The sequence below is a fragment of the Phaeobacter italicus genome, assembly GCF_019801785.1.
GTDB classification, from domain to species: domain Bacteria; phylum Pseudomonadota; class Alphaproteobacteria; order Rhodobacterales; family Rhodobacteraceae; genus Phaeobacter; species Phaeobacter italicus.
The window spans coordinates 1-15826 of record NZ_JAHVIJ010000010.1; the positions used below are offsets into that span (position 1 = coordinate 1).

The window sequence follows — 15826 nt, forward strand, 5'->3', positions numbered from 1 at the left end:
ACCTAGAAAAATCCTCAATACAATTCCAAAAACAACAAACACCGCGGGATGGAGCAGCCAGGTAGCTCGTCAGGCTCATAACCTGAAGGTCGTAGGTTCAAATCCTACTCCCGCAACCAGCTTTAGCGAACACGCCTCCACAAAAAGCGGGGGCTTTTTCGATTCCGGCCGACCCAAAGCCATCAGCCCCGCCAATTCCCCAACAAGTTCAAGCTGATGGCCCCCGGGTGCATTAGCCTCTGGAACCATCCGCACTTCCGAAATCAGCGCCCGCAGCGCTGCTGTGGCTTCCCGCTTCACCTCCGGCGCGTTCAGCGACCGGGCGAGATCCTCGACCATCTCGCGGTAGCGCGCGCCCATGGCCGGGTGCAGCCGCAGGGCAGGGGGTTCCGGGTTGTCCGCGATGACCGCCTCCAGGCGGGCCTTCTCCCTCTCGAGCTCAGACATCTTGTCCTTCATCGAGGCGGTGTACATGCCGTCCTCAATGGCTGTCAGGATGTTGGCGATCCGGCCTTCCACCTTCTTGAGGGAGTGTTCGGCCTTCTGCCGGTCCTGGCAGGCCCCCGCGGCGGCGTCGTTGAACGCCTTGCGGTATTCCTCCGCAAACTGCGCCATCAGGTCCGGTGCCAGCAGGCTCTGCTTCAGCCCGCGCCGTGTCTTCTGGGCCAGGTCCTTGAGGAACATGGTGGACACCAGCCCGCTGACACCGACCTTCATGTCATCCAGCTCATTCTCCGAAGCCGTGTGGATCTTGACTCCGAAGAAGTTCATGCGCTTCAGCAGGTTTGCGGAATCCGCCATGTCCCGCGAGAGGCGGTTCTGGCTCTCGGCGACAATGATGTCGATCTGGCCGCATTCCGCTGCCTGGATCAGGCGCTGGTATCCTGGACAAAGGGTGTTCTTTCCGCTGAGCGCGTGATCGGTGAAAACCTCCGTAACCTGCCACCCCTTCTGTTCACACAGACGGCGGCACAGCCGGATCTGGTCCTCGACCGATGTGTCTTTCTGTTTGTCTGTGGAGTACCGGGCGTAGATGGCAGCGCGGAGACCGGGTGTTGCAGTCATGGTTTATTCCTTCGAAGGCGGCTGGCTCCTCTGTGCCGCGATGTCTTCCTGAGCAGCCTGGCGGGCGAGGAACTGGATGATGTGCAGAAGCGGGTCCGGGCAGTTGGCCCGGCCGTTTGTCTGAGATGTGCCGGAGAGACAGGCTGTCTCCTGGCAATTGACATAGCTCTTCTGGTCCCGCGCCATAGGCCGAGGTCTCCCGCCGCTCCCGGGCCGGCGCCCGGGGCGATTTATTGATGATGCTGGTCTGGCGGGGTACTGCTCCGCCGGCTGTTGGCTTCATCATAGCGGGTGCGGGAGGGCGGCGGGCCCCGTGAAAGGGGGGAAGATGCCGCCCCGGGGCCGGGTTTATGTGGACAACCTGCCGATTGAGGTGGTTTGCGGGGAGCGGAGAGCTGAGGTGCGCGCCGTTGCGGCCGGACCGGCGGCGTTTGCCGCGCGGGCAAAACCTTTCCGGGAGGGAGTTATCCGGATTTTGGACCAACCGCAGCCTGCGCCGCTGGAGATTGCACATAAGCTTTGTGCAAACCTCGCGGCGGCGCGGCTTGGTTGGCGAGCGCATCTACTGGTCCAGGACCGGCTCTGGGCCAATTTTGCGCGGCACGTCACCCAGCCAGGACCGGACCGCCTTGGCGTCGAACTCTCGTTTCTGCACCAAGTCTGCAGCCATGTTCTTAAGCAACTGCTGATGGGGATACAGCAGCGCGCGTGCGTGGTCCTCCGCGTAGTCGAGCTTCTCACGGAGGCGCTTGCGGTCGGGTTCTGCAAGTTGAGCGGGATCCTGCGGTCCGAACCAGCCGTTGCCGTAGGCACCGAGTCCCAGCTCGTGGTCCACTGCCAACGCAATCTGCGCAGCCTGTGCCAAATCGGACGTCGCGCCCCCGCCGGCTCCGGCCGAAACAGTCCCGAAGATGAGCCGCTCCGCCGCCCGCCCTGCGAGGTGGATATACAGCTGGCATTCAATGTCTGCCGGCAGCCCCGCGTTCGGGGGAACATCCCGCTCGATTGTGCCGCCAGATGGAGACAGGCTGATCCGCGTGATCGTCTCGCCGTAGCTCGACGAGGTGATGGCGTGGCCAGACTCATGCACTGCGATGCGGTACAAGAGGTCTTGGTCCTCCTCCTGCGCCGTGACCCCGAGATGGCGGCGCAGAAGCTGCAGATCGAGCGCGCAGCCGCTGTGCCGGGCCTCACTGCGGGCAGCGCGCACCGCGGCATCCACGTCGGCGGCGGTTTTGCCGATGCAGTCCCGCGCCAGCTCCAACATCGCATCCTCGGGGAATGCGTCCTGCAGCCGCTCAGCAAGGAGGTGCTGCAGCATCGCCATGCTTGGCAACGGCATCTCGATCTTGATGTCAAACCGCCCGGCTCTCAGCACCGCGGGGTCGATGTGCTGCGGGTGGTTGCAGGCACCAACCACCATGATCCCTTCCTCCCGGCTGATGCGGTCCATCTGCTCCAGGAGACCAGCGATCACCTGCGATCCATATCTGCTGCCGTGGGTGTCGCCGCTGGTGCGCGAGCTGATCGCGTCGACCTCATCGATGAAAAGGATACAGGGCGCATTCTTCCGGGCTTCGTCGAAGCTTCTTCGCATCGCGAGCAGAAGGTTGCCAAGATGCCCTGCGCTCTGCCATTCGGCACAGCTGGTCTCAACGCAATTTACCCTAGCGCTCCGGCCCATCGCGCGGGCGAGATGGCTTTTGCCTGTGCCGGGTACGCCGTGCAACAGCAAAGAATGGGGGATCTCACTCCAGGCCACTTCGCCTTCGGCCCACAGGCGCAGGTCAGCAACCAGTTGCCGGGCGGTGTCATATGCTGGGCCAATGCCTGTGATCTCTTCCCTCGGGGCGTGGGCTTCGGGCGGTGAAGCGGCAGCGGCAGCAAGCGCCTGGGACAGGCGTTGCGCCATCTTCTTCGCTGTGGGCGCGCGCAGGGCAAAAGAGAGTGCGGGGGTGGAGAGCTCTTGCAGCTGGCCGTTCGGGGGCAGGGCGGCGCGGGCGGCGGCTTCATCAATGCGGCCCGTGCGGCTGTGGGTCTGACGCAGCAGGGCGATCAGAAAATCCGCGTCCACTTGCGGCACTGTCAGCTGATGACAGTGCTCCGCCACCAGCGGCGCCGGCAGTGCCATCTCATCCGGTAGGCAGATCCACAAAGGCTGGCTGTGCGCCAGACCCATGATGATCAGATCCTGCAGCTCATCAATGTGTTGCTGTTCAATCGCACCATCGCGGGCACTGGGGACAGCGAGGGTCACGCGCTGAGGCAGCTGCACCTGGCGCCGGGCGTCATAGGCCTGCCAGCCCGGCGGCAGCAGGGCGTGGTTGAGGAGATTTTCCACGCTGGAGAACCCGGAAACTGGAATGTTGTGCAGGATCAGCACGGCGCCACGGGCAAGCTGCGCGTCTACAGCAGCCGGGGAGCCGAAGGCCGCGGCGATCCGCAGCAGAAGAAGCAGCTTGTCTGCCGGCAGGTCTGTGCCCGGCAGCCAGCGGCCCGCGTCATCACATGCGTACGGGTCGGCACCTTCCTGCTCCAGCGCTTCCCAAAGATCTGGAGGCAGATTCCGCGCGTCCGGGTGCTCGCTCAGATGCTGCAGCAAAGAATGGGGGTGATCCGGCGCAGGGGGCACAAGGGGCTCCTCGGCGCCAGCACTGTCGTCTGGCGCGTCTTCTTTGAGTGTCTTGCGGCGCGCCAGCTGCAGCTCATGGTAATAGAGATGGTAGCGGCGGGCGCAGTCTTCGGCGAACTGCCACCAATCGGGGCGCACGGGGTTGCAGAGATCGAGCTGGCTCATTGCAAGCCTCCTGTGAACGGGCAATAGGGATCGGGCGCCCGGTGAAACCGGGCGGGAAACGTTGGAAATTGAAGAGGAGGGGGGCGCTTAGCTGTCTTCTTCTGCCTCGATGGCGTCGAGCATCGCGAAGATCACCTGGGCCGCAGCGGCGAAATAGACCTCACTTTTTACCCTCAATTCACTGGCGTAGAGGTCTGGCGGCGCGACCAGATCGGGAAAACCCGCCTGCAGCTTCGCGTGCAGCCGCTTCTCGGTCTGCAAGGCTAGCTGCCCGGTTGCCATCGGAACGGTCTTCAGGATCTTCGCGTCCAGGTCACGGTGCTTCAGCAACTGGTGGCGCAGGCGGGAATCCGGGTTCCGTGAAAAACCGAGTTTGACCAAGCAGGTCCCGTTTGGAAGCTTGAACTGCATGGCGTAGAGATGGCTCGGTGCTGCGGGCCAGTCCTCTCCGCATAAGCCGCACCCGAACCGGCCAGTTTGCATGTTGGCACGGGCCACCCTTTGTTCATGGCCGCATTCTGGATGCCGGTATAGGCGATAGTTCGGGCCGCCGTCCGGGTCCGGTCCAATCAGCTCCCAGCCCTGGGCTTCGGCTTCTTCTTGCTCCTTCTGCTGCTGGCAGAGTTCGCAGCGTACGTCGCAGGTCCCGGCGGCAGCTCGTTTGATCAGCTCAAACTGGCGGCGCAAACGGTGTCGGCAGTCCGCGATGTAGAAGCCGTGATGGCGGCTTTGCGGGTCGCGGCCTGCCCACTGCAGCCCGGCGGCTTCGGCATCGGCCTGCCATCGGTCTTGAATGCAGTGCGGGCACTGCGGCTGGCTGTTCATCACCACAAAAAATTTGCTCATGTGCGTTGCCCCGCAGGCCTTGCAGGACAGGAGAAGGTGATAACGGTCCTTGACCCGCTGCAGGATGCCGAAGCCCTTGGCTTCGGCGGCTGCGTGCCAGTGGGAATGGACCGTTTGCGGGAAATGTTCGCAGGTTGAGTGGGGCATGGCAGCCTCTGCATGGCAAAATTGGGCAGGGCAGGCGCCGGGACTGGCGCTTGCTGAAACTTCAGAATTGGCATGGCTGAGCCGGGCGCAGCGGGTGTGTCCGCCGCGGGCCGGGTCAGAAGAATGCTGGGATGGCGGGCCTAGATGGGCAGAAAGTTCTGCGCTTCAGCCACCACAGAGAGTTCGATGAGAGCGTTCACATGTCGCGCGCCGGTCTGCAGCAGGGCCTGGCAATCACCATCTTCAGCGGTGAACAGCTTCTGGTTCTCAAAGTACAGCTGCTGAAATCTGCGAGCTTCTTCCGGTCCCGTCGACTCGATGAGGAAGTGCAGCAGCATGCTCATGCGCTGCAGCGGTTGGTCCAACGCGGAGGCCGGAGGTGCGGTAAAGATCTCACCGCTTAGCGACAAGCAATCCTGCCATTTGGCTTCGGCGGCGTCTTGGATATCGGTGGACGCGGGATCCCAGGACAGCGCGTGCGACAGATCACGCTCCAAATTCAGGGCTTCGTCCACTGCCTTGGTCAGCGTGTCGAAGGTGCGGGTGATGAAGGTGGAACCATCATCTGCTTCGTTTGCAGGCCACAAGCCTTTTTCTGTGCTCATGCGCATGATACGGCAAATATCAGCCATAGTCGGTCTCCTCTCGCGAGATCGATTTTGGTTAGGGTGCGGCAAGGGGTAGGAGCCTTGCTGCACCTGCAATATATGGTACTATAAAACCAAAAATCAATACGAGATTGTGAGACATGTCAAAAAAAGCGCGAGGACGCCCGGCGGTGGATACCGAAGCGGTCAATCTCCGATTGGCGCGTGGGATGATCGAAGTCATTGATAACCAGCGCCGCGAGCAAGACGATCTTCCGACACGGCCTGCTATGATCCGGCGGATGTTGAAGCAATGGTGCCAGGATCGCGGAATTGAAGTCGACGAATAGCAATTGCTGTCAGTGTAAATCTTCACCCCTTCCAGATTATCAAAAAACAATAAGGCAACCACAGCCCCCGGCAGGGCGGGTCCAGCAGGCTGCTGGCCGCAGGAAGCTTGTAGAGGCGAAGGCCGAATACAAGCTGACGAGGAGGGGATCGAAGGGGGTATCCCCCTCGCGAACTGGTAAGTTGCAATTCCGGGGGTTCAGCCCGGGATTGCAACTTGCCTAGTGAGTACAAGCCTCACAAAAACAAAAAAAGTCTATCGGGATTTTCTTCGTCTTCGCGGAGAATCGGATCAGAGAAGCAGATCCGAGCAGCAAGATGACCGTACAGCCCAAGTTTACTCAAGCCCAGCCCGTAATTCTTGATGAAGCACCGGTTGTGCTGCGCTTTGCAGGCTTGTTTCCGCGGGATCTCGGCAAGTTCAAGATGCATGACGAGCGCGGCGGCGGCGACCTGGATCATGTCGACCAGGAGCTGTCCCGGCTGAACCAGGTGCTGGCCGGCGCACCGGGCTGGCAGCAGCAGATACGTGATGAAATTGCTGAGATGCGCCGTCACAATCACGAGGAGCACTTGCGTGCCCTCAGAGCCAAATCACGCATGAAGGACGCAAGGAAGCTGGAGGCGGAAGGGCCTGCAGACCCCTGGCGGTCCTGCAGCAGAGGTCCGCTTCGGGAAGGCATCATCACAGTCAACAAAGATTGGCTGGGCGGGGCAGGGCTCTCTGAATGGGATCCGGAACGTGTCTCTGCTTTCCGCAAAACCGCCATGTCGTTCCTCGGTGAAAACTTTCCAAGCGGGCAGCTGCGCTATGTAAGCGCCCACGTCGATGAAGAAGCTTACCATATCCACTTTGTCGTGGCCGTTTGGACCGAGAAACCATCCGCCAACCGTGGGCATCAGATCCTGCTGCAGCCGTCTGAGAACCCGCTCATCAAAAGCTATGAGCATGCCCAGGATCTCGCCGGTGAGGCCTTCGAGACAATCGGGCTCGCCAGGGGGGAGCGCCGTGCCGAAGCCCGGCGCCAGGCGCGGGCAGAGGGAAAACCTCTGCCCGAAAAGCGGCAGCATGTGCCGCCGTCAAAGTGGCGTGCCGAGGAGCGCCAAAAGGCGCAAGTAGAAAAGAAACGCATCCTGGGCGATGCCCAGGATGCGGCAAAGGCGGCCGTTGAAAACGGCCGGGACCTGGCAAAGGCCACGGTCAAGAAATCGCGCAAACGCGCCATCAAAGAGGCACGGGTCCGCAAACAGCGGACTGCGAGGGAAACTGCAAAGATGATCCGCCGCCGCGATGCGGCGGAGGCAGAGGCTGTGCAGAAGGAAAAAGCGGCTGACGCCGCGAATGCTCTGAAAAGGAAATTTGTGGCTGAGGTCGGGGCGTTGGAGCCGAGAGTGAAAGGGTATGAGGAAAGGGCAGAAGAAGCTGCAGAAAAGTACCGGGCCGAAACGGCAGCGCGGAAGGCCGAAGAGAAAGAACGCGCGCGGGTTATTCAAGAAAGGCAACAGGCCGAGCAGGTGCTGAACGCCGCGAAGGCAGAAAAATCTGATCTGGCCGCTCAGCTGCGACAGCTAGTTCAGCACCGCCGTCAGGAAGAGAAAGCGGTTGCTGAGGCCCGGGCTGCCCGGCTGACTGAGGAGAAGAGGCTGCAGGAGGCAGAAGAAAAGGTCCGGTTGAAGGTAACGGAGGCAGAGGTCATCACGGATGCCATCGAGTCCGGGTTGGATCTGGTAGCTGATGGGGCGATTTGCTGGCGGGAGGCGTCTGCACATCAGCAGGCAGGCCTGGCCTGGGGCGTGGCCGCTCCGGATACCAAGGGTGCGCGGGATGAAACGCTAACAGAAATCCGCCCTGCGATGCAGATGGTCACCCGCATTGCTCAACTGGTGGCCCGGACCGTGAAACGCGTCCTCGCCAAGGAGCGGCAAAAGCTGAAGCAGGACGCGGATTATGTCCGCGGTTTGCGTCAGGAATGGGAGCCGGAAGATGATGCTCGGCTGTCGAGGATCTCGCGTGGGGAGCCGGGCAATGGCTAGGTGTAAGCAGACACGTGAATTACATGCTTAAATGACAGAGCCGCAACCAGAGAAAACCGAGGGCGGAAAACACTCAGAGCCCCATGCCAAGAAGTCACATCACAGTTGCCCGACACGTTCGCCGGGCAACCTTCACACTTTGGGGAGATTAATTTTCAGCGGCGTCAAACGCCTCCTGAATCATTCCGTACGGAACCCCCAAAATTTTGAAATTGTCGGTTTCTTCCGCCTCTTGAGCGGCCGCCACCGCCCGCTCGAAGTCGTTGTAACTCTACAGTTTGGTCATTTCTTCGAGAGCCCAGTGGTCTTCGCAATCGACGATATCCACGTCTTGATCGGACCAAGAATCTTCTGCCACGAAGTTCCCGAACTCCATTTCCAATTCCTCTGCGGCTTCTTCAGCTGCGCCGTTCATAATGCGCACGAATACGTTGTTGGAATGATCATAGGTGAACACGCTGTTGTTGTTGATTTCACGGCACAAAGGCAACATTTGCTTAGCAAATGCTTCCACGGCATTGATGTCGACAACAAACCCAACCTGAGCTCCATAGTTAAAAATCGAACGGCGAAACTGGAGGGTGGGCGGCTCTTGATAAACCCTGTAGATATGCGGCGAACGGAACAAATTGATACGCGGAAGAACCCTTTCTTGGTCGAGATTAAAGGTTACCAGAGCTTCCGTTTCAAGAGAATCGATAAGCTCTTTGGCTTCGACTTTGGTCACCTGAGAAGAGCGAGCTATTCCTTTTCCTTTCATGGCTGTCTTGATCTTCAGAAACGCCAATCATGACACTCTGGCTCGAGAGCAGAATGCTCTCCGCGCCAGCAGCGCAAAGTCAGCTACGTGTTTCTGTCTCCGTCGACGACGGCAAATCAAACAGCCGCAGGAAAGCGGCTTCAAAACGAGCCCACACTCGCTAAGGTGCTGGCAACTCGTCTGACGAACATAATAAGGTATTAAAACGGCTGAGGTAAACGGGTCCTGACCATAAGATGTGAAAATATTTAACCAGCCGTAATCATCCTGTTCGGTAAGATGAAGATAGCCCTGATCCAGTCGCCGCCCTTCAGGCGTAGAGTGGACCGCAGGCGGCCTCCATTCTGACCGATCAAGCCCGGTGCGGACCTTCGTCCAGGGCACAGCACTTTGCCGGGTCCGTCAGGTGACGGCGGATTGCTGACTTTTTCTGCGTGACGAGGCGGGCGTTCGCTGCGGGTGCAACTATGTGAAAGTGCAAGGTCCGCTTCGTGCACGAACCAGACCTTACTGGGTTGCAACCTGGCCAATACCCGACAACTGCTTTGCGCAGATAGTGACCTTTGCAAAACCGAGGCCACCGAACCCCAACCAGCGCGCGATCGGCCCTTACCAGCCATTCATCGGATCACGCGACGCCGCATTGTAGCTTCACCAAACCGGACTTTCGCGGCGAGAGCAAAATTCGGTGGTGGTCGAACTCACTGTTGCGGACGAAGCGGACCTCGTTTCAAGTCCTGCTGACAAACCGCACACAACCGAAAGCGGTCGATCATCCATTGGGGAAGTCGAGACTGCGTTGGCGGCCTTTCTGTTCGAGGCATCGGTGCAAGTGGGCTAGGTTCAGGCCAATCCTGAAATTTGTTCGCATTGTTCTAACACCTCCTCATTCGGTGCTCCAGGATCTCCAAATCAGAGCGGTTCATACGGACCCAGCTACAAACGATGCTAATCGCCAAAGCAAAGGTAAAGGATCATCTGAACCGCTCCAAGCGGACCACTTCAATGGGGCTACTGCATAGGGATCAAAGGCTGACCCAGAAGGGCCAGAGCAAACAGCCCAAGCGTCAGAGCTGTGTATGCAAGAGTTGCGAGCCGTACTTTGATCACGGCTCCAGAGTCGTCGCGGCGGTCCAGCCACCAGCCCAGTAGCGGTAGTGCCTGCATGGCGTGGATCGACATGAAATGTGCGGGACGCAGATCCCCGGTTACGCCCGACCAGCCCATGAGCGGGACCGTCGGGGCGCCCTCGGGGTGCAGGCCGACATAGGCACCCTCATTCGAGCCGAGGTACCCTGCAACCAGCAAGGTCAGCAGGAAGGCAAACAGAAACCCGAGCCAGATGCCCTCACGCAGGCCAGCGCCCAAGGATGCGCCGCTGTCACGCTTTGCGACCCAACCCACCACGCCTACGCCCGCGACGAGCGTCACGGCACCTGCGCCCATGAGCACATACATGGCCTCGTGCCACGGCGTGCTGTCGTTGAAGTGTGATTTCTCTGCCTGGGCGGCCATGTAGATCAGATAACCAAGTTCAAACAGATAAGCTAAAGAGACCGCCCAGCCCGTCGCCAGCATGATCTTACTGGAGCGCGCGGTTTCGGAGAGGTAGCGTTCGACAACGGCGATAGTGGCAAAAAACAGCGTAAGACTCACCGCGAATTTCAACGGTTTGACCCAGACATGGACGCCATCGATGGTCCGGGCGTCGACGAAGGCCCACGCAATGGCAAAGACCAGCGGGATGAGGGAAACCACGGTAAGTGTGTGAAACTGCGTAGGGGTGTCGGGGCGGTTGATCGGGGTGGCGACATCAAGAAGCGACATTGAAAGCTCCATTCTGGGATTTGCTGTGCACGGGCAAAAGGCGGGCGCGGAGGCCTAGTTCAGTCAAACCCGCAATGAGAAAACCAATCGGTCCAAGCATGAAGGTCGCAAAAAGGATCGGGGCCTGAATCACCCGCCCCACACCCACGCGATCCATACGGGCGGCCATCACGGCCCCCACAAACAAATCGAAGGCCAGGAAATGGATCCAACCGGCCAAAAGCACCCAGTCAGCCGACATGAGCGTCGCCACCTCCGACAGGCTGCCAAATCCCCCTCCGGCGCCGGAGAAACGGCTGAGGACAATCAGGGCATAGACGCTGGCGAGGCCCGTGGGTATCACCCACAGCGCAAGGGTGTTGAGCCCGGACCAGCGGCGCGGCGCCATGATCAGCACAGCCCAGCCAATCGCTGCAACAAGCCCCGCGTAGGAGAAGAGCAGGTCTGGTGTCATCTTGGTAACTCCACTTAAAATTTCCACTGTCAACATATGGGAGTCTCAGACTTGCGAGGTCAAGAAAAAAAGTTTACACTGGAAACAAAGAGGAGACTGGCGATTGCTACAAAACAAAAAGACTTACCATCACCGTGATCTCCGGGCGGCGCTGATCGAGGCCGGCATTGCCGAGTTGGAGGAGAAGGGCCTTGAGAACGTTTCGCTGAGATCCATCGCCACGCGTGTCGGTGTCAGCCACACGGCGCCCAAAAACCACTTCGATGGTCTGCGGGGCTTGCTCACCGCCATTGCAACGGTGGGATACCAGCGCCACGCGGCCGAGATGCAGCGCGGCGTCGAGCACGCGCCACCGGGGAAGGCGCGGCTCCACGCTGCAGGCAACGGCTATATCCGCTTTGCCATGGAAAACTCGGAGCTTTTCAAACTGATGTTTTCAAGTGCGCTCTGTGATGTGGACGATCCCGATCTGAAACATGCCGCAAGCCAAAGCTACGATGTCCTGCGCGGGGTCGCACATGGTCTGGAGTGGGACAAAGCCACGGCGCCTGGCAGCCCTTGGCGCACCGAATGGATGCTGTGGAGCATGGTCCACGGCTATACCATGCTGCTGATCGAAAAGCAGATACAGAAAAACGACGATGGAAGCCCAGTGTTCGATATCGAGGGGATCATCCCCGATTTCAGCTTCAGGCCAGACGCCTTTGAAACCCGTCCCGAACCTTTTCTGGGGCACGACACCGTAGATTTATTTAAAAGCCCCCACGAATTGGTCCCCCCAAACTGTCATACTGTTCCTACACAAAAATCCGAAATTTCTCGTGAGTGACGATGTCGGCTTCCCGCCCAGCCTGTCGATGGTCCAGCGCATGCTGCGCTAGATATTACTGTCCGCTTTGGGCTGGAAGCAGCCAAATGCAGTTGTAGCATCCAAGCCAGACGGCGATGGCCGCACAGAACTCCAAGCCGCCTTGCGGCGCTGCAGCAGCAAGGTCGCAGCGAATTCGCACCAGGTCCAAGCGGCCAGATGACGCCAGCCAGCCCAAAGCGGACATGATCTTTGCGCTCGCAGCATCGAAGCCTCTAGGCAAGAGGGGCGGATTACAGTCATTCGCTGCAACTGCAAAATTTCCAGCCTAAATTGGCGAAAACGGGCATTCATCGACGTCTATACCCCATTTCTCTAGCCAGGACTGGCACTGCCGCAGAGTTGCGCCGAAGCGCGCCGTTCGGCACGCCCCCTACTGCCGAACTCGCGCTGTCCAAACATCCATTCCTAGTCCGGAAACTTGACCACGACCTGGTCCCCGGTCGGCAAGCTTTGACAGGTCAGCACCTCACCTCGGGCGATCTCATCATCTTCAAGTGCAGCACGGCTGCGCATGTGAACAATGCCCTTGGTCACAATAGCTTTGCAGGCACCGCAGACACCGGATTGGCAGCTGAATGGAGGTGAAAGCCCGGCCGTTCGCATGGCCTCCAGAAGAGTTTGCCCAGCGTTGACCCGCAGCTGATGTGTTTCGCCACTCAGCGTGACCTGTGCCTCCGCGGCACAGCCTTTAACGCTGGTGTCCTGATCCAGGCCGCCCCCGAAGCTTTCCATGTGAATGCGGTTTGCAGGCACGTCATGCGCCATCAGCGCGGTCTTCACATCCGCATTCATTCTGCCGGGTCCGCAGATCCAGTATTGCACGTCCTGAGCGACAGGCGGTGTTTCGGACAAGGCAGCCCGAATGACCTCCGTATCAATGCGCCCCTTGCGCCAGGGCGTATGCCAGGTCCACATTGACGGGGCAGACTGAACATGCCGCACGGAGAAACGGGCCGGGTAAGCGTGTTCCAGCGCGTCCAATTCGTCCTTGAAGAGAATGCTGCCGGCATCAGCGTTGCCATAGATCAGATGCGCGGCTGAGTGGGGTTCATCGGTCAGCACCGAATTGATCATGGCAAACAGCGGTGTAATACCGCTGCCGGCGCCAAAGAAGAAATGAGTGCGCCGGGCAAGCGCACCGGGGGTCAGGAAAAACCCGCCAAAGGGCGGCATGACCTCTACTGCGTCACCCTTGGCCATCACGGTCCCGATATGGTTTGAGACCACGCCCCCCTCAACCCTTTTCACGGTGATGCGCAGAGGCGCTCCAGGCGGATTCGAGATGGTGTAGCTGCGGCGATATTCCTCCCCGCCGATCAGCAGACGCAGAGTGATATGCTGCCCGGCCTGCCAGCGGAAAATCTCTGCAAGGCCATTCGGCACGTTGAAAGTGACGCTGGTTGCAGCACCTCCGATCTCAGGCTGGATCTCGGCAATGGTCATAGTGTGGAAATTTCGGGTCATCTGGCGCTCTCAGCGATAGTCGTAAAGGGTTTCAAGCTTGCGGATTTTGTAAGCCCCCATTAGCGCGGTAACAGTGAACTGATCAGTGACAACCATCCGCCCTTTGTAGCCGCCCCATTGGTAGTCCACTTGCGTTACAGCCGTGATCAAGGTGTGGGTGTCTGCCACCTTGGGTGTGATCTCCGGAGCGCTTCGAGCAAGCTCGGTATATCCGCGCAAGGCTTCGGCCATCGCGGGATCGGACTTCCAGTCAGGTAGCTGATCCCAATCGCGCATGGCGTATGTAATGTGATAGTCCGGCTGGGTGCCGCCGTATTTCACAGTGATGCTTTGCGTGGCATCCGGGTGCCAATCCCGCCAGCTCGCAGCGAGTCCGGCCTCATTCGTTGCGGCGAAATACCGGGCTGCCAGTTTTTCGGGACTGTCCGGCTGCGCGGCCAGCGCCAGACCCGAGGCCAAGGCGGTGCCAATCAGAGTTGCGGCGATACGTTTCATGATGCGTCCTTATTGCGAAAGCGCCGTGACCAGCGCCCGAACACCGTCTTGAGGATTGGAGCCAGCGGTGGATCTGACATTGACCAACCCGGCAGAGTCATTCGCCTTGACCGGCCATGAAATCCAGAATGACCTGCTGATGCCTGGTGATGGGGCTTTCACCCGCGGCGGCTGGGCCGATTTCCAGATAGGGGCTGTGCAAAGATTTCTGCTGCTGCTCACAGGCGTAGATGTCTTCGGCTGTGAAATCACCCGAGGCCATTGGGTCCACTGCGCCTTGGGCATCGTGATCGGCGTATTTTCCGCCCCCGAACCCTGCCCAGAACCGGGACGACCGCATGCTCTGTTTTGAGAACTCCCAGGCGCTGGCATCTGCCAGCTTCGTGCGGTTTTCGATGCGGGTCAGATCGGGGGCCAGCGGTGTGATGACAAACAGGTTCCAGCTGTCCTCGCTGGCACCCAGCCCAAGTCCGGGAAACAGCATTGGCACCCAGGCCCCGGTATGGGGAGCGGGGATTACCCGCGGGGTCGGCAGGTTCTTTTCCAGATCCTTGGCGTAGTCCGCAGATGGCGGCTCCCAGAAATGGTAGTGCGGACCCTTCCAGCCATATTCGGCGCGCGCATGATCATACATATGCAGCGTGTTCGAATGCAGGTGGCTCAGGTGATAGACGTCGATGTAGTTTTCGACCACGATCTTCCAGTTTGCCTTGATCTCATAGCTGTTGCGGGCGTCCGGGTATTCAACCAGCTCTTCGGGTCTATGGGGACCGAGAAGGGCATCGACCTCGCCAAACCAGGCCGCCAGGCTAGGCGGGTCCGGGTCGGGATGCACAAACAGCATGCCGCGCCAGATATCGACGGCCGCAGGTTTCAGCCCGAGGCATTTCTTGTCGATTCCGCCCGGGTATTCCGTGGCCTCATCCGGTACTGAAATGAGGTTGCCTTCGAGATCATAGGTCCAGTCGTGATAGGGGCAGGTCAGCGATTTTTGCGTCTTGCCGACGGCACGGATCAGCTGTGTGCCGCGGTGCCGGCAGATATTGTGAAAGGCCCGCAGCCGGTGGTCGCGCCCCATCACGATGAAGATGTTGTTCCGCCCGGCCTGCACAGAGATGTAATGGCCCGGTTCCGGCACATCCTCGGCCAGCCCGGCATAGCGCCATGTGCGTGAAAAGATCTGCCGCTGTTCCCGGTCGAACCAGTCCTGCGAGGTATAAGCCTCGACCGGCATATTATGGTACATTTTTTGCATGAGGGACGGTCCTTAAACAAGCCAGGGGGCATAATCGGGAAATAGGCTGGCGGCGATCATCATCAGCCCCAGCAGGGCCCACAGGATCACCACGGCCCAGAACAGGATGGGGTCTTCGTCGCGCTGCACCTCGAACACCAGTGCGGTCTGGCCACTGATCACAGATGGAGCCAGCCACCACAGAAACAGCAGCCCCCAGACCCAGTACAGACCCAAGACCGCAGCCAGTAAGAGCACGGGAAAGGCAAGGTAATTGAAGAGCCGGGCTTTCGTCATTTGGCGGTCTCCAGGCTTGCAGCAAGGATTTTGGCGGCGCTCACCGCATCCTCGCGCCATTCGGCGGGCGGGTTCAGTGGCGACATCGCATCAAGGTTCACCAACGGTGCTGCTATGCCCTGGGCGACTGCGCGAACCCGGCCGGCTCCGGCCGCAGGGGCGGTACGGGACAGGGCCTTGCTGATCACCTCAAGGAAACGGGACAGGCTGCCCAGAAGGGGTGCGCGCATATCCGGGTATTCCGCCGCAGAAGCCGTCAGAGCCTGCCAGGCCAGCATCAGCCGCGGGTCACTGGTGCTGTCTTTGGAGAACAGTATGTCCACAATGTCAGACGGCATCTCAGCATCAGCCAGCGCGCTTTCGATCGCATGGGTGCTCGTGGCAAAGCCATCCACAACGTAGGCTGCCAGCGCCGGGATCATCTGATCCTTGTTGCCAAGATAGTGGCGCAGCAGCGGGCGCTTAACGCCGGCCTCGGAGGCAATCCGCTCCTGCGTAGCGCCCTCAAGACCGAACCGCGCAACGCAGGTCAGATAGGCCTCGAGGATTTCACCGGATCGCTGGTCTTTCAAACTTGGGCGCGGCATGAGGACTCCGTTT

At 59.8% G+C, this 15826-nt stretch carries 14 protein-coding genes and 1 tRNA gene; 3 read left to right on the forward strand and 12 right to left on the reverse strand.

The window, feature by feature from the left end; all coding sequences use genetic code 11:
- Window positions 1-42: 42 nt before the first annotated feature.
- A tRNA-Met gene (locus KUV39_RS17875) sits at window positions 43-119 on the forward strand.
- Here the strand turns inward: KUV39_RS17875 and KUV39_RS17880 are convergent.
- The 4 genes from KUV39_RS17880 to KUV39_RS17895 all read right to left on the reverse strand — a co-directional run bounded on the left by KUV39_RS17880 (window position 76) and on the right by KUV39_RS17895 (window position 5487).
- Window positions 76-1065, reverse strand: a complete 990-nt coding sequence (locus tag KUV39_RS17880) for a recombinase family protein (protein WP_222460587.1) — start codon at window positions 1063-1065, stop codon at window positions 76-78. The two genes, KUV39_RS17875 and KUV39_RS17880, sit on opposite strands and share 44 nt — an antisense overlap.
- A gap of 562 nt (window positions 1066-1627) precedes the next feature.
- Window positions 1628-3862 (reverse strand): AAA family ATPase, encoded by a 2235-nt coding sequence (locus KUV39_RS17885; protein ID WP_222460527.1) that lies wholly within the window; start codon window positions 3860-3862, stop codon window positions 1628-1630.
- Window positions 3863-3949: 87 nt separating this feature from the next.
- Window positions 3950-4855 (reverse strand): GIY-YIG nuclease family protein, encoded by a 906-nt coding sequence (locus KUV39_RS17890; RefSeq protein WP_222460528.1) that lies wholly within the window; start codon window positions 4853-4855, stop codon window positions 3950-3952.
- Between the two features lie 140 nt (window positions 4856-4995).
- The gene (locus tag KUV39_RS17895) at window positions 4996-5487 is read right to left on the reverse strand and encodes a hypothetical protein (RefSeq protein WP_244998454.1); all 492 of its coding nucleotides are present in this window, start codon (window positions 5485-5487) and stop codon (window positions 4996-4998) included.
- Between the two features lie 621 nt (window positions 5488-6108).
- On the opposite strand from KUV39_RS17895, the gene KUV39_RS17900 reads away from it, so the two are divergent.
- Entirely contained in the window at window positions 6109-7824 is a 1716-nt protein-coding gene (locus KUV39_RS17900) for a plasmid recombination protein (RefSeq protein ID WP_222460529.1), read from the forward strand.
- 271 nt (window positions 7825-8095) lie between these two features.
- On the opposite strand, the gene KUV39_RS17905 is transcribed toward KUV39_RS17900, so the two are convergent.
- From KUV39_RS17905 to KUV39_RS17915, 3 genes are all read right to left on the reverse strand, one after another.
- The gene (locus KUV39_RS17905) at window positions 8096-8611 is read right to left on the reverse strand and encodes a hypothetical protein (protein WP_222460530.1); all 516 of its coding nucleotides are present in this window, start codon (window positions 8609-8611) and stop codon (window positions 8096-8098) included.
- A 984-nt stretch (window positions 8612-9595) separates the two neighbouring features.
- The gene (locus KUV39_RS17910; RefSeq protein ID WP_222460531.1) at window positions 9596-10411 is read right to left on the reverse strand and encodes a hypothetical protein; all 816 of its coding nucleotides are present in this window, start codon (window positions 10409-10411) and stop codon (window positions 9596-9598) included.
- A complete protein-coding gene (locus KUV39_RS17915) occupies window positions 10398-10865 on the reverse strand; it encodes an abscisic acid-deficient protein Aba4 family protein (RefSeq protein WP_222460532.1) in 468 nt (155 codons plus the stop codon). The genes KUV39_RS17910 and KUV39_RS17915 overlap by 14 nt, the downstream gene beginning before the upstream one ends.
- A 103-nt stretch (window positions 10866-10968) precedes the next feature.
- On the opposite strand from KUV39_RS17915, the gene KUV39_RS17920 reads away from it, so the two are divergent.
- Window positions 10969-11694: a TetR/AcrR family transcriptional regulator gene (locus KUV39_RS17920; RefSeq protein ID WP_222460533.1), complete on the forward strand. Its 726-nt coding sequence runs from the start codon at window positions 10969-10971 to the stop codon at window positions 11692-11694.
- Between the two features lie 447 nt (window positions 11695-12141).
- Here KUV39_RS17920 and KUV39_RS17925 read toward each other — a convergent pair whose 3' ends face one another.
- From KUV39_RS17925 to KUV39_RS17945, 5 genes are all read right to left on the reverse strand, one after another.
- Entirely contained in the window at window positions 12142-13200 is a 1059-nt protein-coding gene (locus KUV39_RS17925) for a ferredoxin--NADP reductase (protein WP_222460534.1), read from the reverse strand.
- Window positions 13201-13209: 9 nt separating this feature from the next.
- Window positions 13210-13695 (reverse strand): hypothetical protein, encoded by a 486-nt coding sequence (locus KUV39_RS17930; protein WP_222460535.1) that lies wholly within the window; start codon window positions 13693-13695, stop codon window positions 13210-13212.
- A 97-nt stretch (window positions 13696-13792) separates the two neighbouring features.
- Entirely contained in the window at window positions 13793-14950 is a 1158-nt protein-coding gene (locus KUV39_RS17935) for an aromatic ring-hydroxylating oxygenase subunit alpha (protein WP_222460536.1), read from the reverse strand.
- Window positions 14951-14962: 12 nt separating this feature from the next.
- Window positions 14963-15226: a hypothetical protein gene (locus KUV39_RS17940; RefSeq protein WP_222460537.1), complete on the reverse strand. Its 264-nt coding sequence runs from the start codon at window positions 15224-15226 to the stop codon at window positions 14963-14965.
- On the reverse strand, window positions 15223-15813 hold the full coding sequence (locus KUV39_RS17945; RefSeq protein WP_222460538.1) for a TetR family transcriptional regulator: 591 nt from the start codon (window positions 15811-15813) through the stop codon (window positions 15223-15225). Before KUV39_RS17945 ends, KUV39_RS17940 begins: the two co-directional genes overlap by 4 nt.
- Between the last annotated feature and the right edge of the window lie 13 nt (window positions 15814-15826).